The organism is Lysinibacillus sp. G01H (assembly GCF_028872195.1).
GTDB lineage: Bacteria > Bacillota > Bacilli > Bacillales_A > Planococcaceae > Lysinibacillus > Lysinibacillus capsici.
The window spans coordinates 2114425-2132644 of record NZ_CP118397.1 but is presented as its reverse complement, the minus strand read 5'-3'; the positions used below and the strand labels follow the sequence as shown (position 1 = coordinate 2132644).

Sequence of the window (18220 nt, the reverse complement as noted above, 5' to 3'; positions counted from 1 at the left end):
TGAAGGCATTGCTTGCTTTCGCGGGTATTCGTCGCACTAGCGCGGGTATTTTTCCTGCTTTCGCGGATATTCATAGCGCAAGATCAAAACAAGCCCTCCAAAAAATGGAGGGCTTGGTTTTATAGTGCACCGACAGCCTTCTTTGTTGGTTTGTCTATCAAATAAGCGGGTTCAACTATCACGTAGTCATGCTTGTTCGTAAAATCAATCAGTACCTTACCTGGCTGACTTTTTAATAGTTGTAGATGATCAATTAATTGCAGTAAAAGCTCGTGACCGTTGCCACGTGGATGCCAGTTGAAATGATAATCATTTAACGCTTGCACTGCTGCAATAAACTGGGCATATTCCTGCTGTACAAATGCGATGAGTTTGTCATGGTGAGGTGCTAAATCGTGTAAATACGTTTCGTAAAAGCGCATAACAATCGAGCATAATAAGTCATTGACACGAGCGGCACTTAAAACAGGCTTTGGCTCCAATGAGAGTCGGTCAAGGTTGGGCTTTGCGCGTGTAGAATCAATGCGTGTAATTAAGTGATACGCTTCTCCATTGACCTCATAGACAATCGGATTGGTCGGCATGTACATCATAAAGCTATTCGTCTTTGTTTTCAGTTCATCTGCTATGGCTGCTTTCGCTAAAAGATGACCGTCCACATCCCCATTTTGTATCCAAATAATTTCTTTATTATATAAGATTTGCTCAAAGAAGCGATCATTGCGAATCAGCTTCGTTGCTAATAATTGATCGATTAGAGATTCGACCACCATTCTTGTTTTCGCTTTCTTGGCAACTTCTGTGCGTGGTTGCTTACAAATGTTCAGATCTTCAAAAGGCGTTTCCAACGTTGTCGTTACATGAAAATTTGTCATACGTGCATCCCCTTTGCGTACATATTTTCAAAACAAAAAGGACTCCCTACTTTAGAGGAAATCCTTCATTTTATCTTCTTTCATCACACAATGGCAAACAAACCCTAAGTATGTGTGAACGAGTTCGATTGTGAACCCTTTCATTTACTATGGGCGTTTGACGTACTGTGACGAACAGAGTATTCTGTTTTGTCAACATGCCACCTCCTATTCCTCGTAGGTTTATGGTGTGTACTCGTAACTAGGCAGGTATCCTGACTCATGGTCATCGCCACTTTTCCCCTTCCCATCATTTGACAGTGGTTGCTGAAAAGTCGCTCACATTTACAGTTGCGGGACAGTGTCGGATTCGCACCGACTTCCCTTTTAAGCAAATTGCACGCAATTTACACCTATTACTACACGCTATTCAGTTGTCATAGGAATTTAGTGTACGCCACATTCCTATTAGATTACTAAAATCAATTGTAAAGTAGTATTTTTCTAAAGTCAAATATCATAATATTTTCCAAACTACTAATCATCCTTGCTTTTCGTACCTGATTGTTTTCTGAAAATTATGGGAGGATATAAAAACGGTGAACTCCGTATTTTTAATCTTTCAATGACTCTATAATAAAAGATAGTGCGCACTACTAATAGTGAAAGGATGAAAGATATGAAAGCAAGTCAACATTTAGTGACGAGTAATTTAGAGGAAAAAATGAAACTATTTACTCAAGCTGTTTCTGGACAAATTATAGAGGAAGCTCATTTTGTCATAGCCAACACGAACATTCCAACTGATACATTTAATTTGCTAGTAGTGAAATCGCCTATGATTCATAAGGAAAATCATCTTAAACAAAGGATTAATCATTTCATTGTTAATAAACTTCCTTTCAGCACGTGGGTGGATGCCAACTATCTAAGCGATGATTGGCTACAGCTGATAAAAGACTGCAATTTACAGGAAGCTGAACGAAATATGATGATGAAGCTTGACCATACACTTCGCACAGGTCCACGAATTTCCAATCATCTTACCATCACAGAAGTAAGCAACAAGGAAGAGCTTCTACAATATAAGGAAGTTTTTCTAAGTTTATTTGGAGACAGGAAAAGTTAGCATCAAATGCTCGAATGTTTATTGGCTGTTTAAAGGAAATACCTATCGCTACGGGATTATTAATAGACAGTAAACATTGCTATGGGATTTATGATGTGATGACAAAAGATGCGTATAGGGGCAAGGGGTATGGCAGTGAGATGTTTCAATTCCTACTCAGTCAAACAATTGATAAGCAAAAGCCCGTAGTCTTACAGGCATCAGAGGATGGAAAGAATATATACAAACGCTTCGGGTTTAAAGAAGTCGGAGAAATGATTGTCTTTGAATAAGACTTCGGCAAGGCGTTCTTATTTACGCTTATCAGTATTTTCGAGCCTACCGTAATCATGAAGCCGACTTAAAATCCCTTACGCCGTCCTCTTCTGGCACGACAAAAAAGCCTCGCATATTTGCGGGCTTTTGGTTGTGCACATGTACTATTAACACCTTCATTACGTCGCCAACACATACTGTGCTAAGACGCTTTGCACCTTATAAATATTTGTCGCCTTATTGAAGTTTTTTTGAATCGGTAATGAACTGCCAGACACCCATATTTTGAGCTCTGCATCTAAATCAAATGTTCCAGCTGTTTCTACTGAAAAATGCACGATATTTTTATAGGGAATAGAATGATACTCCGTTTTCTTGCCAGTCACTCCTTGCTTATCAATGAGGATCAATCGTTTATTGGTAAAAATAAAAGTGTCTCTAATAATTTTATAGGCATTCTTGACTGTCTCATTTGGAATTAATAAATCATGGACCTCCTCCTGTAGTTTTTCTAAATTCACCTCACTTGCATTGCCGATCAATCCATCAAATAAGCCCACTATCTGTCCCCTTTCGCTCTCGTTTATTTAATGTATTACAAAGAAGTGAGAGCTACGACAGGAAATGGTGGTATTATTTTGCCTATTGAGGGGGTGAGTGGTTACGAATAATGATAGTTGCTTTAGTGTCTCTACTAGCCGTTGTTTTACTAGGATGTAATGAAAAACCAGATGATGATTTAGCTAAGGTCAGCATTTCTAATCGTGCTGAATTTGGCAAGATAAACCGTGATTTTTGTAAAAAATATCAGGATGAAGAATTACTTACACTATTCCAACAAGCCATTGCAACAGCTGTCAAAAACGAGGGTACCGTCAATATGGCTTCACCAGAACATAATGTACAAATAGTGGACAAGGCAGGAAACAAATATGGCTAGCATCTTTGGTTAGTTGATAAAGGTCAAAACAGTAGTTTGATGCATGTCGAGGATACGCATACGATCTACACACTATCTGAGGAGTTCACTGGGAAACTAATTGCGCTGGTTCGACCATAAAAACACTTTCCATGTATTCTAGGAAAGTGTTTTTATGGTCCATCATTTCTACTTTGTGGCTTTTCGTAGTATTGATGAAGATGCTTATTTAGGGCTTAAAAAACCTAGAAAAATACTTTTCATTGCCTAAACCTGAAACTGGTTAGTTAACTTTTGTAAGTTATCCGCTTGGACACTTAAATCCTGTGTGACATGATTAACTGCTTGCATTGAGGCTGTTTGCTCGTCCATTGAATGTAACACAGCTTCTGTATAATTCGATAGCTTGCCCATGCCAGCTGCTATGGTTGTCACAGTGGATGCTACTTCATTGGCGCTACTTGAAAGCTGCTCAGCTGTCGTCGAAATATCCTCAAGCTGACTTGTCATCTGACTAACATGCTGTGAAATCGTGCCAAATGATTTTGTCGCTTCGTCAATGACATAAACTCCTTGTTGAACATTTTTCAAATCATCTTCTACTGATGAGGCTACTTGTTTTGTATCACTTTCTATTCCTACAACTAAATCCACAATTTGCGTAGCAGAGTGCTTGGATTGTTCTGCTAATTGACGCACTTCCTCAGCTACAACGGCGAAGCCTTTACCATGCTCTCCAGCACGCGCTGCTTCTATGGCCGCATTTAATGCTAGTAGATTTGTTTGATCTGTAATGGCCGTAATCATATCTGTCATTGATTTAATATCTGACATTTTAAGGGATAATTGCTGCATCAATCCACTTGTTTTTTCTGTTGAAGAGGAAATAAATTGCATTTGCTCTTTTGCCACATGTAAAATATTTGCACCATTTCCTGCTATCTCGCTAGCATCTTTCGCATGCACAAACACATCTTGTGTGGCTACTGTAATTCGCTCAATTCCATCAACGGTTTCTTGCATAGATTTAGCACTATCATTAGCCGATTGTGCTGCTTGCTTCAAGCCCTCAGAAGTCTTATCCATTTGTTGATCTACTTCTTCCACAGCAAGCGTAATTTCATTCGTACTCGCAGATAATTCCTCGATGCTTGCTGATAAATCTGTAGAGCTGTGCGCAATTTTTTGTGTCATTGTTCGTAACTGTTCCTGCATCTCTAAAAAGGATTTTGCTAGTTGAGAAATTTCACTATTGTCACGAACCTCAATGACAACTGTATCTAATTGGCCTGCCGTAATTGCTTGTGCAGCCTCTGTAATTTGTTTGATAGGCTGTATCACTTTGTAGTGGACATACACTGTGTAAGATAGTGTAATAGCGATTCCTACAATTGTTAACACGGTAGAAAACCAATCTAATGTCGTTACATTGGCTAAATCGATAAATAAAATAACGATCATTAAAACATTTAAAGCGGAAAAGCCAAGTAAACTCTTTTTTCGTAAACTCATTCCAAATTCCCCCAACTAAAATATGTATTCCATACCATTATTATAGTTGAATAATCCTAAAACACATAAGGATACGCTCTATTTTTATATGAGGAAAGGTCTACAAAAAAAGACTATAGACAGCTTTTTAGGGCATGTCTACAGTCCATCATTGCTCGTTTTATTTTAATTTCATGATACTTGAACCCGCAATACCTGGGTGTGTCATTTCATATGGATCTAAAATTAAGTCTAATTGTTCTTTTGTTAGGACGCCTTCTTCAATACAAAGCTCACGAATTGAACGACCTGTTAGAATGGCTTCACGTGCTAGACGAGCAGCTACTTCATAACCGATGTGAGGGTTTACTGCTGTTAGCACCCCTACGCTTTTTTCTACATATTCTTTCATGCGCTCTTCATTTGCCTCAATATCTTTTAAGCAGTTTTCTGTAAACGCACGGAAAACATTATTCATAATGCTAATGGATTGGATTAGGTTGAACACTAATACAGGCTCCATTACGTTTAATTCTAATTGGCCAGCTTCCGATGCAAGAGAAATCGTATGGTCATTCCCAATTACTTGGAAGGCTACTTGGTTCAGCACCTCAGGCATAACTGGGTTGACCTTACCTGGCATAATTGAAGAACCTGGTTGACGAGCTGGTAACAGGATTTCTCCTAAGCCTGCGCGAGGACCAGAAGCCATTAAACGCAGGTCATTAGCAATTTTAGACATATTAATCATACAGATTTTTAAAGCGCCTGATACTTCTGTATAGGCATCTGTATTTTGTGTGGCATCCACTAAATGCGTTGCACCCTTTAAAGGTAAACCAGAAATTTCAGCAAGATGCTCATCAACAGATTTAATGTAGTCTGGGAAGGCATTTAAGCCTGTTCCGACAGCCGTTGCACCCATGTTTACATCATATAAATTTGGACGTGTTTGACGAATGCGTACGATGTCACGATTGATCACGCGGCAATAAGCTTCAAACTCTTGTCCTAAGCGAATTGGCACGGCATCCTGTAAATGCGTACGACCCATTTTAATAACATGAGCAAATTGCTCAGCTTTTTGATGGAAAACGGATTGCATATAATCCATCGTTACTAATAATTCATCTATTAAATTTAACACAGCGATATGAATAGCTGTTGGGAAAGCATCATTTGTTGATTGTGACATATTGACATGACTGTTTGGGCTTACTGTGTGATAGTCACCTTTTTCTTTCCCTAAAATTTCTAGGGCACGGTTAGCGATGACTTCATTGGCATTCATATTAATGGAAGTACCTGCTCCACCTTGAATTGGGTCTACGATAAATTCAGCATCCCATTTGCCATCAATCACTTCTTGTGCTGCTTCGACAATTGCCTCACCAATTTCTTTTGATAATAGGTGTACTTCCATATTACTTAATGCAGCTGCCTTCTTCACAATCCCCATTGCTTTAATAAGTGAAGAGTGAATTGTGTAGCCTGTAATCGGGAAGTTTTCCGTAGCACGTAGTGTTTGAATTCCGTAATACGCCTCTGCTGGTAATACGCGCTCACCTAAAAAATCTTTTTCTATTCGTTGTGTTGACATTATTGTCGTCTCCTTTTATGTAATACTCACACTTGATAGTAGCTAATAAAAGTCGTATTGTAAACAGTCATTTTTCTGTAAACGAAAAAAATCCTTCAAAAAAGCAAAAAAATCACAAAAAACCGAGCGCATTTTATCTTGATTCAGCAAATGTTTTGTGCAATGAAAGCCAATGTAAGGTCCTTATGATTTGCTCATAGTATTTGCTCAAAATTCCACTGAAATAGAAGAACACCGTCAAAAGCGCCACGTCCTGTGGCATTGACGGTGTGACCAACTTCGTGTTGCCCCAAAGCCTCCGGCGAATGTCACAGATTTTGCAGAGGAGCTTTTCGAGCAAGCTCGAAAAAATCTGGACGCAATTACGCCGAGGAGAAATTGATAGAAACGCTCAGTTGCATATTATTTATTCGACGTTACTGTGAAACGGCTATTAACGTGCTGTGGGTTTTCTAATTCATCGACGACAGCCACTGCGTAATCGGCATAGCTGACATAGCTTTCCCCCGCATCATTTACTAGTAAGTGGTCGACTCCTGCTGTATAGCGCCCTGTACGTGGTCCTTCTGGATCGAAAAATGCAGATGGACTAATAAATGTCCAAGTAATGGATGATTGTTGTAAATCCAAGAGGTTTTGTCCTTGATTTTGCGCCGTTGCTAAATACATGGCTGGGAAATCTGGTGTATCCATCACACGCACTTTTTTCTCTTGGTCCACAAATAGACTACCCGCTCCGCCTACAACCACTAATTTTGTAGGAATACCTTGGAAAATCGAGATCAAATGTCGACCAGCTTTGACATGTAAATCTTCTTGTCCAGCTGGAGCACCGAATGCATTGACAACGACATCGAAGCCTTTTACATCATCTTGCGTCACATCAAACACATCTTTTTCAATTACTGGAATAGTAGCTGTCACTTTTGCTGCTGAACGAACGATGGCTGTGACCTCATGACCACGTTGTATCGCTTCCTCTACTATTTTTTGTCCTGCTTTCCCTGTTGCACCAATTACGGCCATTTTCATGATTTGTTCCTCCTAAGGTTTAGTTGTAACTATTTTAGTTACAGGTTAGATACAAGAAGACCATCTTCGTCTAAGTACGAAGCTGATCTAGCACACCCTGTAGCGTCTGTGCTTGTAATTGCTCTTTTATTGCCAGCCAAACAGATGTATAGACACCCTCCAATGTATGCTGGATTTTTTGACCTACTGCACACGCTGGATTTGGCTCATCATGAATGGCAAATAGCTGTTCTGGCCCATCAATTGCCTGATAAATAGCTAACAGTGTTAAATCCTTTGGCTCTACTAATAGCTCATAGCCAGCCATGCCAGAATGAGAAGAAAGTAAGCCTGCTTTTTTTAGCACACCAATCATTCTTCTTACGACTACTGGATTGGTATTCACACTTCCAGCTATAAAATCGGACGAAAGGAGACTTTTATCAGATGTTGTAGCAATGAGCGAAAGAATATGGATCGCCACCGAAAATCGACTGTTCACCATATGTATCACCACCTGTTGTAACTATTATAGTTACAGGTGCAGAAAAAAGTCAAGCACTGTCACCTGTATATATTGTTTCCCGATATGCTGTTGCTAATGTATCGCTTATATTTTTTTTACGTAAATGACTAATTCCTGTCGTATTTGACCGTTGTCCTCATAAAAATCTAAATTATGAAATTCATATTTAAAGTGACCTACAGGAAATGTCACACTTTCTCCTTGTGCTGCTGCCAAAATGCCTGCTACATCTTGTGACACCATATGTAGCAGCTCTTCCCCAGAATAAGAATCGATAAAAATAACGTTCATAAAAAACACCTCCATAGTCATTATAGCTTAGGGGGCGCTTACATTTATAGTGTATCTTTATAACCTTTCAAGCGAATCTCTTCAATGATTTGCATCATTTCTTGAATTTGCTGCTGTGACAATTCGATCTTGTTACAAGAATATGCATGTGGCACAGAACCCATGCTTTGTTCTGGCTCTCTTTGCTGTCGATCATATTCATCTACTAGAAGTACCATTGTATTTTTCACAACTATCACCCCTACAATATAACGAACTATTCCTATTATACCAAATAATGCTAATTATACCATAATAACTATAATGATTTTTTTCATCCAGTCATCCAACTACTTACCTATTTAACAAAAAGTTAGACCTAGCTATTCGTTTGAAAAAACAGCAACCAAAATGGCTGCTGTTAGCATTATACGGCAATCGGTGCTTTAATCGCAGGATGTGGATCATATCCTTCAATCGATAAATCCTCAAGCTCTATATCAAAGATGGATGCTTTATTGGGATTGATGTGCAATGTTGGTAGGTTTCTTGGCTCACGTGATAGCTGTTCTTTCACTTGCTCCACATGATTCGCATAAATATGCGCATCTCCAATGCTATGAATAAATTCGCCAACCTCTAGGCCACACTCATGTGCGATCAAATGTGTTAATAAGGCGTAAGACGCAATATTGAATGGACAGCCTAATAATGTATCAAGGCTTCTTTGCATTAACTGGCAGCTTAATTTACCATCTGCTACATAAAATTGGAACATCACATGGCACGGTGGTAATGCAGCTTTACTGCCCTTTGCGCCCGCATTAATGACATCTTCAGGATTCCATGCATTGACAATAATACGGCGTGAATCAGGTTGATGCTTAATTTGATGAATAACATCCTGTAGCTGATCAAGGCTATCGCCATCAGAGGTTGTCCAATGGCGCCATTGTTTGCCATAGACATTTCCGAGATCTCCATATTGCTGTGCAAAGTCATCATCTGTTAAGACACGTTCACAAAATGAGGCAAGCTCCTTTTGATACATTGCGTTAAATGACTCGTCTACTAAACAGCGTCGACCAAAATCTGTCATATCAGGGCCTGTATACTCATCAGATTCCACCCATTTTTTAAATGCCCATTCATCCCAGATGTGGTTGTTGTGCTGCAATAGGTAACGGATATTGGTATCCCCTTTAATGAACCATAATAATTCACTTGCTACAAGCTTAAAGGGCACACGCTTTGTCGTTAGAAGAGGAAAACCTTTGCTTAAATCAAAACGCATTTGATACCCAAAGACACTATATGTACCTGTCCCCGTTCGATCCTCTTTCTTTGTGCCATTTTCTAATATATGTTGTAGTAAATTTAAGTACGCGAATTCTGGATGCGTCATTTTTCTTCAACAGCTCCTTCAAGTTTGCTGTTGATCATTATACCATTTCACAACGAATTATTGTTGAGCTCCCTTGAAATTTCACTCTCTGTTGTGACGAAAAAAGTGGGCAGCAAGATGATATTTAATAAAACAGGTCCAACGATCACTAATAAATCAATGCCAGGACTAAAGTATAATCCAAATGCTGTAATTAGACCCGATAAAACAAGGAACACGATTTGTGCGACAATAATCAAGATCGGCACCAATTGATACAGGTAATTGAGTTTACGGAACTGATGCATATTGTCTGGATTTTCAATGATTTTCCTTTTTAACCGTCTGGATAAAATAAGACAAGCAAGCAGTTGGATAGCCATAAAGCAAAAATAAATGACACTGTATACAAGCAACTGACTTTTTTGAATGGTGCCATCAAAATGGCCAACTCTTTGGTTTAATAACTCTTGGACTGCTCCCTCATAGACATATTCACGTTCACTTAAAAAAGTAAAGGGCTCCATAAAGCCAAGCGCTGTCCAATCCTTTGTATTGACAGTCCACTTGGATAATTTACTTGCTAAAATACGCAATTGAATAGGATCTTGCTCGCCAAACATCCCTACTAGATGACGATAGGGTATGGCTACTTTTAGCTGACCATCCTGCTTTTCTTGAAATAAATCCTGAATATAAAAGGTATAGGCAACATCGGATTTATTGGCCTCATAACGAGTCTCTCCAATTTTCCAATGATTAGCTAAGGAAGCTTGAATGCCGTTTTTCATTTCTGTATAGGGCATATCCTTATGTAAGTGCTTCGGAATCTTATAGACAAAATGATGATCACTGCCTATGAGACCAATTTCTACCTCGACTTTATCCTGATTCACCGTTTTGGCCTTCGTGGTCAATGGAATGGTGATCATAGCGATGAGAAAAAAAAGTAAAAGTGTTAAAATGCCTTTTTTCACGCAGAAGTCCCCCTATTCGTCACTAATGATTAAATTTACCCTATCATAGCCATGTCCGAAAACACTATTTCGTTATTCCGAAAAAACAATAGTGGTTTTCCGAAACTCGTTATTTCGGTATTCCAAATTTATCAATAATTAGCGATAATATATAGGAGATTATGATCATAAGTAAATTCGAGGTTTTACAATGAAAAAATGGACATATTGTATTTTTCTTACATACCTAATACTCGGTATTTATGTGTTAGGTATTACTATCAAAACACCCTTTGTTAGTCTCACTCTCGATACAACAAACGGTCAGCCTGTTTTTGTGGATAGCTATTACCCTCTATGGGCAGAGCAAAAAAATATTGAAAAAGGGGATATTATTGTGGCTATCGATGGGCAGCCAGCCATGGAGAATCGCTACGTTCAACAGCAAATGATCGTTAGAAGCGCCAATGCAATAACGATCCAAAAGGCTGATAAGAGTATTCAAACCATTACTGTCAAACATCGGGACATACCAGAAGAATTATATCTGCAAATTTTGTTCCCCATCTTTTATTTTTTCCTAGCTTTTGGAGTCGCACTTTATGTTTGGCGACGCAATCAAAATAATCTTTCAACGTTTTTATTGATCCTATTTTTATTAACTTGTTCGACTGCCTATATCAGTACTGGCGCATCAGCTAGAGGAAATATGATTGGGATGTTTGTCATTAGTAGCTGTATTATTTTATGCATGGTTCTCTTTATTCACTTTTTACAACACTTTTTCAAATACCTGCAAATCAAGTGGACCTATCCTCACAGCAAATGGCTGTACTTTTTAATACTTATCATTTTACTGGAGGAAGTGGTGCCAACATTACGTGAGATAATACCTATCTTGAACTTGAGCTTATTTGCTGTCCTAGTGCTCTATGCAATTTTTATTTTAGTAACGAGTTTCTTACGTACAAAATTGGCCAAAATTCGTTTAATTGCGCTTGCCTTTATCGTGCCGTTTTTACCCTTTTTATTATTCTTCGTTACACCTGAAATATTAGGACATAAGCCGATATTACACGCTGAAATCGCCGCATTGTTTTTATTATTTATTCCGTTCTCTTTTCTGTTCATTCAGGTGAACGAACGATTATTCGATATTGAATACCAATTATCACGATTACGCTATTATTCAACGCTAGCCTTTTTCAGTGCGCTTCTGTTGACAGCAGGGATTGCCCTGTTATTTATGGGGGAGCTATCCATCGTGCATGTCACAAGTATTTTTTTACTTGTCTTTATGGTGATCATTGCGAGCTTTTATATAAAAGAACGCATTGATTTTAAGTATCGGAAAATTATCTTCTCTTCTACTGGAAATTATGTACATAATTTATATGCAGCCGTTCAGCGCATGGGCAAAGCAAAAAACCAACAAGAATTATTGGATCGTTTTAAATATGAAATCACCGAGAAGCTTGGAACAACAGCGTTTCATATCTGTACAATAACAGACGATTCTCCACAGCAAGTAAGCTACTATCCGCAATTATTGTTACATGATGCTGGTGAGGAAAAGATTATGTTAGAAATACGCCATGCTCTGCAAAAGGAAGAGCTACTTTGGTTAGAATTGCTTGCACTGTATGTGTCGATGTTTATCAATAACTTACAGCAAATTGAGGATTTAGTGCGTGAAATTCAGCATATGAAAAATACCAGTGATACACCGCTTCCTTGGCTCGATAAATTGCTATGGAATATTATTGAGAAGGAAAAGAGTATTTTAGCACAGGAATTACATGACACCATTTTGCAGGAGCAGCTTCATTTAGCCAGAGAGCTTGATGTCCTAGCTGGCTCCCCTACTATTCAAAAGGAGACCGTGCTAGCTATACGCGAGCAGCTATTAAATGCAACGAAGGACTTACGAGAATATTGCGAGAACTTAAGTCCCCCACTATTGGATACCTTTGGTTTACAAATGGCATTAAAAAAACTCATTCAAAAGGTAAAAATAAGGGCTGATTTTTTATTAAGCGCACAAATTGATCGTGTAGAATTTCAGGATGTCACCCTGCATCTCGTAGTCTATCGTCTCGTTCAAGAGCTGTTAAATAATGCAATCAAGCATGCCGAAGCAACAGAGGTTTCGCTTCAATTACAAGTGATTCCTCAAGGCTTTATCCTTCGATACGATGATAATGGTATAGGCTGCGACATTGACGATTTAATACAGTCCTCTGCATCAATGGGCATTAATGGCATTCGTGAACGTGTCCGTGCTTTTAATGGTGACATTACGATTCAATCGAGCCTTAACGAGGGCATGCATATTTATATACAAATACAAGAGGACGGGGATTCATATGATGAACATACTTATTATAGATGACCATCCTGTCGTTTTAGATGGTACGAAAACATTGTTGCAAGATTTAGCCAATGTTCAAATCGAAACAGAACAGGATAGCGCAGCCGTTTTATCAAGAATGGATACAGATACCTTTCAGTTGTTTCTCATTGATATCAATATGAAGCCAATCAACGGTATTCAATTATCAGAGATGATTAAGAAAAAACAAGCTGATGCTTTGATTATACTTTACACAGGCTACGAACTTTCCGATTATTATGAGCTATTGATTGAGAAAAAAATTGACGGTCTATTATCAAAGCTGGCGACAAAGGAGCAAGTGATTCAAACCATTCAAGCAGCCATAAGGGGTGAGATTTTACTTGCAGCCGATTTCTTAGACTTTGTTCAGCAACGCACGAACCTGCCGAATGTGCAGCAGGAGGTTCTACTGAGCGATAAGGAACAGGAAATACTACAGCTCGTTGCCCAAGGCTGTACAAATAAAGCCATCGCCTCTGCAATAGGTGTCACCCAGCGTACGGTGGAGAACTATTTATCCAAGCTATTCGTCAAGCTGAATGTAGAGTCGCGGGCAGAGGCTGTCATCGTTGCTAAGGAAAAAGCATGGATTAAATAATGAGGAAATAGCGTTTCTTTACTATTAGATTACAAATGTAAATTTTTCCTTACTAAAAACGGAATTTACTGGATATACAAACAATTCTGTACTATAATAAGGGTAATAATTACATTACTTCATTGCGATGATTAAAAACACGTATTCAAAAGTAATACGAGCTTTTGAATATGTTTTTTATATGTGATAGAAGCAATTGATTGTTGAATTTTTTTGGGAGGGTGTTTACATGACACAAGGTACAGTAAAATGGTTTAACGCAGAAAAAGGTTTTGGCTTCATCGCAGTTGAAGGTGGCAATGATGTATTCGTACATTTCTCTGCTATCCAATCTGATGGCTTCAAAACTTTAGAAGAGGGCCAAAAAGTTGAATTCGGCGTAGAAGAAGGCAGCCGCGGACCTCAAGCAACGAATGTAGTGAAACTATAATCTTCACTTAACATAGACGTGCATATAAAAAGAGACATTCTTAAATGGATGTCTCTTTTTCCTTTTCAGGATTTATAAATCCGAGTTACTCCCTCGTTATACCTTTACGATGATCCTATCAACTTGCGCAGGTAGCCCCTCCGTATGATCCATTCCATCCTGACTAATATAAATGAATTTGATAATACTTTTTTGGGCGTCCACGCGTGGTGGATGTGTTGCTTGGTAATTCGTGTGCTAAATTTTTCTCATGGAGCTGCTTTAAAATGCGGTTTGCAGAGCGTACAGTAATGCCGAGATGTGTGCTGAGCAGTTCCCCACTAACAATCGTTGTCGTTAGTTTTTCCAGCATCGCTTCTATTTTTTGTAATTGTAATAAGGGAATATCATATGTCGTACTTAAATTTTTTAGATGCTGTTGTTTTTCATCGTCAAACTGTAGCATCGTTCCATATAGTAAAGGCCCAATTTCTCGTGAATTTTCAATAATGTATCCCTGTGTTTCCTTTGAAGAGCAGAGGGTTGCGGCTTTTTTAGCAAACTCCTGACTTTCAATTAGAGAGTCACCAATTCCCCACCCTATTCTGACAGGAAACGATAGCTTCTCATTTAAAAAATCAACTAAATGACAATGTGAATAACGATTCGTTGTACTTAAAAATTGCTTATACGTCGTGATAATTGCAATAAACGATGCCTCACGATGTACGATAAATGAGCTAGCATACAGTTGTTTGAAATCTAATATCGTTTTATATAGGGCAATTTGCCGATATTCTAGGTCTTCTATATTCGATTTATCTATCGGAATTAAAATATGCACTACCACTACTTTATTTTGGTTAAGCTGTCGAATTCGCAGTTGATTGAGAAAATGATCTAATGTTAATTGCATTGCATATTGAGACGGGTAAAAAGCGATAAATGGTATATTTTGATCTGCTAAGCGCTCACGTATTTCTGCAATGCGGGTAAAGCTCAAATCAACCTTGTTTTCCTTATGCAATTGTATGTGCCATTCAGCAGCTTTATCGACAATATCGTTACTTGCGTACTCGCTCATCGTTTGGCTAAAAAGATAAGGTTTTTTTCCAATCGACCATTCATGAATGCCCAAATAGCCGTTTTCTTCATAGCAAAAGTCGATGGCAATGCGATTCATAGCAATCTTTTTTTCATAAAAAAGCTCCGTAACGGTACGGTAAAAATCACGCTCTGAAATATCAAAATAATGCATGGGTACCGTTGCTTCTTGAAAATGTTTTTGTGCATAGAAATATGGAATTTGCCCGCTAAAAAGTGCTCCATCTCCCCCTTCTAAATACTTTTCTAAAAGCTCCTTCAAATGTTCAAAATCAGTATAAGCATAGTAATGAAATTCACAAAAAGAGGGTTTAATTTTTTCAAGCTGTTGAACCCATGAAAGTGAGCGTTTAGCGGTAAAAACATTAATTTTATACATACATATAGCTCCTTAATAAAAAATAAATATTGAAAATAGTCAGAAAATATGGTTTCTTTGTATAAAGGACATAGATTTTCAGCGTCTTAAAATAAAGACATTGGATTTTTAAAGGTTAAGTCTAATAAAGTATAAAAGGAGATGAAATTTATGCAAGGGAATTCACAAACAATTAAGAAAAAATCTTGGATTGATAACATGTTAGATAAAATCGAGCGTGCAGGTAATAAGCTACCAGACCCGATCACGTTATTTATTATTCTAGCAGGTGTAGTACTAGTTTTATCATGGGTTTTATCCATGCTCGGTATTTCAGCAGTTCAACCTGGGACCGAAGATGTCATTCAAGTAAAAAATCTGCTAAGTCAAGAAGGGCTTATCTTAATATTAACGCAGATGGTTTCAACATTTACAGGCTTCGCTCCATTAGGGCTAGTAATCGTGACAATGATTGGTATTGGTTTAGCTGAGCAAACAGGTTTAATTTCAGCTGTCATGAAGAAAATTGTGATGTCAGCACCTACAAAATTAATTGTACCTTTTATCATTTTTACAGGTTTAGTTGGTAACTTAGCGGCTGACGCGGCATTTATCATTTTACCACCAATTGCTGCCATGATTTTTATGAGTATTGGTCGAAATCCATTAGCAGGCTTAATTATTACATATGCGGCTGTAGCGGGGGGCTTCAGTGCGAACATATTAATTAGCTCTCTAGATGTATTATTATTGGGGATTACAGAATCAGCAGCACAAATAGCAGATCCAGCGTACGCTGGTCGCGCAACGATGAACTACTATTTCTTAATTGCTTCGACGTTTTTATTAGTCATTATTGGTACGTGGGTTGCAAAGAAGTTTACAGAGCCTCGCTTTGGTTCGTTCCATGGTGAAATTGAAAAGCTAGAGCCATTGACAGCTTTAGAAAAGAGAGGTTTAAAATGGGCTGGAATTGTAACGCTAGTTTATATTTTAGTCATTGCTTTTACAGTCATACCATCAAACGGTCTTTTACGTGATCCTGCAACAGGTGGCTTTTTAAACTCACCTTTCATGGCAGGTATTGTCCCTATCATGTTATTCTTCTTCCTATTACCTGGCCTTGCCTATGGGATTGCAGCGAAGGAGGTTAAAAACGATAAGGAAGTTGCAGAGAAAATCTTTAAATCCATTGCAGATATGGCACCATTTATAGTATTAGCATTTGCCGCTTCACAAATGATTGCCTTTTTCAATTGGAGCAATATTGGTTCTATTTTAGCCATTAAAGGTGCAGAGCTTTTACAGGCATTAAATTTTACAGGTTTACCAATGATGATAGGTTTTGTTTTAATTTGTGCCTTTGTCAACTTATTAATCGCCAGTGCTTCTGCAAAATGGGCTTTACTTGCACCAATTTTCGTACCAATGTTCTTATACTTAGGCTATTCCCCAGCGGTTACACAAATGGCCTATCGTGTAGGTGATTCGATTACAAATCCAATTACCCCTATGTTACCGTATTTCGCGATTTTACTATCATTTGCAAAGCGCTATGATAAAAATATCGGAATTGGTACGCTTATATCTTCTTTATTGCCGTTCTCGGTGTTTTTCGCAATCGGTTGGATTATCCTCTTCGCCATTTGGTTCCTATTCGGTTTACCGCTTGGTCCTGGAGATTATATTTACTTAAAATAAGGAGTGTTAGTGAATGACAACTTTACAACAACAGTTAGCAGATTTATTAAAACATTATGAAGAAGAGACAATACAGCTTCGTCGTCATTTTCATGAAAATCCTGAGCTTTCCTTTGAGGAAGTAGAAACACCAAAAACCATTGCTGCCTTTCATCGCGCGTTAGGTCATGAGGTTCGTGAAGGTGTAGGTGGCAATGGAGTTGTGGCAAAGCTAATTGGTGGGAAACCAGGGAAAACAGTTGCGTTGCGTGCAGACTTTGATGCTTTAGCCATTACGGAAGAAACCGGCTTACCTTTCCAATCAAAAATTAAAGGGCGTATGCATGCTTGTGGCCATGATGGACACACAGCTTCCCTATTAATCTTAGCGAAGGCGTTTAACCAAATGAAGAATGATTTAGAAGGAACAATCGTCTTTATTCATCAACATGCTGAGGAGCTTGCGCCAGGTGGAGCTATTTCGATGATTAGAGATGGCTGCTTAGAAGGTGTAGATGTTATTTTTGGGACACATTTATGGGCACCAACTGATCTTGGTAAAGTGCAAACAGCTAAAGGACCATTAATGGCTGCAGCAGATGGTATCTATATAACGATAAAAGGCAAGGGTGGCCACGGTTCAAACCCAAGTGACACCAAGGATTCCATTGTCCTTGCAGCTCAGTTTATTACAAATTTACAGCAGCTTGTGGCACGTCGCATCAACCCATTACGTCCAGCAGTAGTATCAATTGGGCATATTGAGGCATTAAATCCTTTCAACGTCATTGCTGATCAAGTGTACATGAAGGGTACGGTACGCACTTTTCACGAGGAGGAGCGTAGTTTGTTAGAGCATGAAATCGAAGAGCTTCTAAAGGCAACTTGTTATTTAACAAAAGCCGATTACGAGTATGAGTATGTGCGAGGCTATCCGCCTGTTGTAAACCATGAAGAAGAGACTGAGCATATAATGGCGTCCGCAGAGAAAATTGCAGATGTTGAGACGGTTGAAATAGTTGATCCGAATATGGGCGGTGAGGACTTTGCCTATTTCTTAGAGGAAATCCCCGGTGCGTTTTTCTTCACAGGGGCAAAAAATCCTGATTGGGAGGAAGTCTATCCACACCATCACCCGAAATTCGATATCGACGAGCGCTCATTACGAATTGCCGCCAACGTTTTAGGCCAAGCAACGCTAGACTATTTCGCAAAAAATAATTAATAAAAAGCATTACGAAGTGCTCAATGCATTTCGTAATGCTTTTTTCGGTTGAATAT

At 38.6% G+C, this 18220-nt stretch carries 19 protein-coding genes and 1 riboswitch; of the genes, 8 read left to right on the top strand and 11 right to left on the bottom strand.

Annotation, left to right across the window (positions count from 1 at the left end; all coding sequences use genetic code 11):
- Positions 1 to 119: 119 nt before the first annotated feature.
- A complete protein-coding gene (locus PSR12_RS10745; protein WP_274773156.1) occupies positions 120 to 875 on the bottom strand; it encodes a hypothetical protein in 756 nt (251 codons plus the stop codon).
- Positions 876 to 1102: 227 nt separating this feature from the next.
- Positions 1103 to 1286, bottom strand: a riboswitch (cobalamin riboswitch).
- A gap of 247 nt (positions 1287 to 1533) precedes the next feature.
- On the opposite strand from PSR12_RS10745, the gene PSR12_RS10740 reads away from it, so the two are divergent.
- Both PSR12_RS10740 and PSR12_RS10735 read left to right on the top strand, forming a co-directional pair.
- Complete coding sequence (locus PSR12_RS10740; RefSeq protein ID WP_274773154.1) at positions 1534 to 1983, top strand: hypothetical protein; 450 nt, start codon at positions 1534 to 1536, stop codon at positions 1981 to 1983.
- 14 nt (positions 1984 to 1997) lie between these two features.
- Complete coding sequence (locus PSR12_RS10735) at positions 1998 to 2255, top strand: GNAT family N-acetyltransferase (RefSeq protein WP_274773152.1); 258 nt, start codon at positions 1998 to 2000, stop codon at positions 2253 to 2255.
- A gap of 162 nt (positions 2256 to 2417) precedes the next feature.
- On the opposite strand, the gene PSR12_RS10730 is transcribed toward PSR12_RS10735, so the two are convergent.
- A complete protein-coding gene (locus PSR12_RS10730; protein ID WP_274773150.1) occupies positions 2418 to 2798 on the bottom strand; it encodes a PH domain-containing protein in 381 nt (126 codons plus the stop codon).
- Positions 2799 to 2908: 110 nt separating this feature from the next.
- Between PSR12_RS10730 and PSR12_RS10725 the strand changes: the two genes are divergently transcribed.
- Positions 2909 to 3178, top strand: a complete 270-nt coding sequence (locus tag PSR12_RS10725; protein ID WP_274773148.1) for a hypothetical protein — start codon at positions 2909 to 2911, stop codon at positions 3176 to 3178.
- A gap of 246 nt (positions 3179 to 3424) precedes the next feature.
- Here PSR12_RS10725 and PSR12_RS10720 read toward each other — a convergent pair whose 3' ends face one another.
- The 8 genes from PSR12_RS10720 to PSR12_RS10685 all read right to left on the bottom strand — a co-directional run bounded on the left by PSR12_RS10720 (position 3425) and on the right by PSR12_RS10685 (position 10416).
- Positions 3425 to 4669: a methyl-accepting chemotaxis protein gene (locus PSR12_RS10720; RefSeq protein WP_221682292.1), complete on the bottom strand. Its 1245-nt coding sequence runs from the start codon at positions 4667 to 4669 to the stop codon at positions 3425 to 3427.
- Positions 4670 to 4829: 160 nt separating this feature from the next.
- Entirely contained in the window at positions 4830 to 6248 is a 1419-nt protein-coding gene (aspA, locus tag PSR12_RS10715) for an aspartate ammonia-lyase (protein ID WP_004230240.1), read from the bottom strand.
- Positions 6249 to 6650: 402 nt separating this feature from the next.
- On the bottom strand, positions 6651 to 7280 hold the full coding sequence (locus tag PSR12_RS10710) for an NAD(P)-dependent oxidoreductase (RefSeq protein ID WP_274773144.1): 630 nt from the start codon (positions 7278 to 7280) through the stop codon (positions 6651 to 6653).
- A gap of 70 nt (positions 7281 to 7350) precedes the next feature.
- Positions 7351 to 7764 (bottom strand): Rrf2 family transcriptional regulator, encoded by a 414-nt coding sequence (locus PSR12_RS10705; RefSeq protein WP_221682294.1) that lies wholly within the window; start codon positions 7762 to 7764, stop codon positions 7351 to 7353.
- 105 nt (positions 7765 to 7869) lie between these two features.
- Positions 7870 to 8076, bottom strand: coding sequence for a hypothetical protein (locus PSR12_RS10700; RefSeq protein WP_036080672.1), 207 nt, complete (start codon positions 8074 to 8076; stop codon positions 7870 to 7872).
- A gap of 44 nt (positions 8077 to 8120) precedes the next feature.
- Positions 8121 to 8306 carry a hypothetical protein gene (locus PSR12_RS10695; protein ID WP_274773141.1) on the bottom strand — a complete coding sequence of 62 codons (186 nt, stop codon included), beginning with the start codon at positions 8304 to 8306 and terminating at the stop codon, positions 8121 to 8123.
- A gap of 176 nt (positions 8307 to 8482) precedes the next feature.
- The gene (locus tag PSR12_RS10690) at positions 8483 to 9460 is read right to left on the bottom strand and encodes a thymidylate synthase (RefSeq protein ID WP_274773139.1); all 978 of its coding nucleotides are present in this window, start codon (positions 9458 to 9460) and stop codon (positions 8483 to 8485) included.
- 47 nt (positions 9461 to 9507) lie between these two features.
- Positions 9508 to 10416, bottom strand: a complete 909-nt coding sequence (locus PSR12_RS10685; RefSeq protein ID WP_221682297.1) for a hypothetical protein — start codon at positions 10414 to 10416, stop codon at positions 9508 to 9510.
- A gap of 190 nt (positions 10417 to 10606) precedes the next feature.
- On the opposite strand from PSR12_RS10685, the gene PSR12_RS10680 reads away from it, so the two are divergent.
- The 3 genes from PSR12_RS10680 to PSR12_RS10670 all read left to right on the top strand — a co-directional run bounded on the left by PSR12_RS10680 (position 10607) and on the right by PSR12_RS10670 (position 13818).
- Positions 10607 to 12787 carry an ATP-binding protein gene (locus PSR12_RS10680; protein WP_274773137.1) on the top strand — a complete coding sequence of 727 codons (2181 nt, stop codon included), beginning with the start codon at positions 10607 to 10609 and terminating at the stop codon, positions 12785 to 12787.
- Positions 12762 to 13388, top strand: a complete 627-nt coding sequence (locus tag PSR12_RS10675) for a response regulator transcription factor (protein WP_221682299.1) — start codon at positions 12762 to 12764, stop codon at positions 13386 to 13388. Before PSR12_RS10680 ends, PSR12_RS10675 begins: the two co-directional genes overlap by 26 nt.
- 229 nt (positions 13389 to 13617) lie before the next feature.
- Positions 13618 to 13818 (top strand): cold-shock protein, encoded by a 201-nt coding sequence (locus PSR12_RS10670; RefSeq protein WP_004230248.1) that lies wholly within the window; start codon positions 13618 to 13620, stop codon positions 13816 to 13818.
- Between the two features lie 163 nt (positions 13819 to 13981).
- Here the strand turns inward: PSR12_RS10670 and PSR12_RS10665 are convergent, their stop codons facing one another.
- On the bottom strand, positions 13982 to 15280 hold the full coding sequence (locus PSR12_RS10665; RefSeq protein ID WP_274773133.1) for a hypothetical protein: 1299 nt from the start codon (positions 15278 to 15280) through the stop codon (positions 13982 to 13984).
- Between the two features lie 150 nt (positions 15281 to 15430).
- On the opposite strand from PSR12_RS10665, the gene PSR12_RS10660 reads away from it, so the two are divergent.
- Together PSR12_RS10660 and PSR12_RS10655 are read left to right on the top strand one after the other, a co-directional pair.
- A complete protein-coding gene (locus PSR12_RS10660) occupies positions 15431 to 16960 on the top strand; it encodes an AbgT family transporter (RefSeq protein WP_221682301.1) in 1530 nt (509 codons plus the stop codon).
- Between the two features lie 13 nt (positions 16961 to 16973).
- Positions 16974 to 18164, top strand: a complete 1191-nt coding sequence (locus PSR12_RS10655) for an amidohydrolase (protein ID WP_274773131.1) — start codon at positions 16974 to 16976, stop codon at positions 18162 to 18164.
- Positions 18165 to 18220 lie beyond the last annotated feature (56 nt).

Bases quoted from the DNA above. Each gene is read 5' to 3' on its own strand.
- PSR12_RS10745 (WP_274773156.1), bottom strand. From the start codon at position 875: ATGACAAATTTTCATGTAACGACAACGTTGGAAACGCCTTTTGAAGAT.
- PSR12_RS10740 (WP_274773154.1), top strand. From the start codon at position 1,534: ATGAAAGCAAGTCAACATTTAGTGACGAGTAATTTAGAGGAAAAAATG.
- PSR12_RS10735 (WP_274773152.1), top strand. From the start codon at position 1,998: ATGTTTATTGGCTGTTTAAAGGAAATACCTATCGCTACGGGATTATTA.
- PSR12_RS10725 (WP_274773148.1), top strand. From the start codon at position 2,909: ATGATAGTTGCTTTAGTGTCTCTACTAGCCGTTGTTTTACTAGGATGT.
- PSR12_RS10720 (WP_221682292.1), bottom strand. From the start codon at position 4,669: ATGAGTTTACGAAAAAAGAGTTTACTTGGCTTTTCCGCTTTAAATGTT.
- aspA (WP_004230240.1), bottom strand. From the start codon at position 6,248: ATGTCAACACAACGAATAGAAAAAGATTTTTTAGGTGAGCGCGTATTA.
- PSR12_RS10710 (WP_274773144.1), bottom strand. From the start codon at position 7,280: ATGAAAATGGCCGTAATTGGTGCAACAGGGAAAGCAGGACAAAAAATA.
- PSR12_RS10705 (WP_221682294.1), bottom strand. From the start codon at position 7,764: ATGGTGAACAGTCGATTTTCGGTGGCGATCCATATTCTTTCGCTCATT.
- PSR12_RS10700 (WP_036080672.1), bottom strand. From the start codon at position 8,076: ATGAACGTTATTTTTATCGATTCTTATTCTGGGGAAGAGCTGCTACAT.
- PSR12_RS10690 (WP_274773139.1), bottom strand. From the start codon at position 9,460: ATGACGCATCCAGAATTCGCGTACTTAAATTTACTACAACATATATTA.
- PSR12_RS10680 (WP_274773137.1), top strand. From the start codon at position 10,607: ATGAAAAAATGGACATATTGTATTTTTCTTACATACCTAATACTCGGT.
- PSR12_RS10675 (WP_221682299.1), top strand. From the start codon at position 12,762: ATGATGAACATACTTATTATAGATGACCATCCTGTCGTTTTAGATGGT.
- PSR12_RS10670 (WP_004230248.1), top strand. From the start codon at position 13,618: ATGACACAAGGTACAGTAAAATGGTTTAACGCAGAAAAAGGTTTTGGC.
- PSR12_RS10665 (WP_274773133.1), bottom strand. From the start codon at position 15,280: ATGTATAAAATTAATGTTTTTACCGCTAAACGCTCACTTTCATGGGTT.
- PSR12_RS10660 (WP_221682301.1), top strand. From the start codon at position 15,431: ATGCAAGGGAATTCACAAACAATTAAGAAAAAATCTTGGATTGATAAC.
- PSR12_RS10655 (WP_274773131.1), top strand. From the start codon at position 16,974: ATGACAACTTTACAACAACAGTTAGCAGATTTATTAAAACATTATGAA.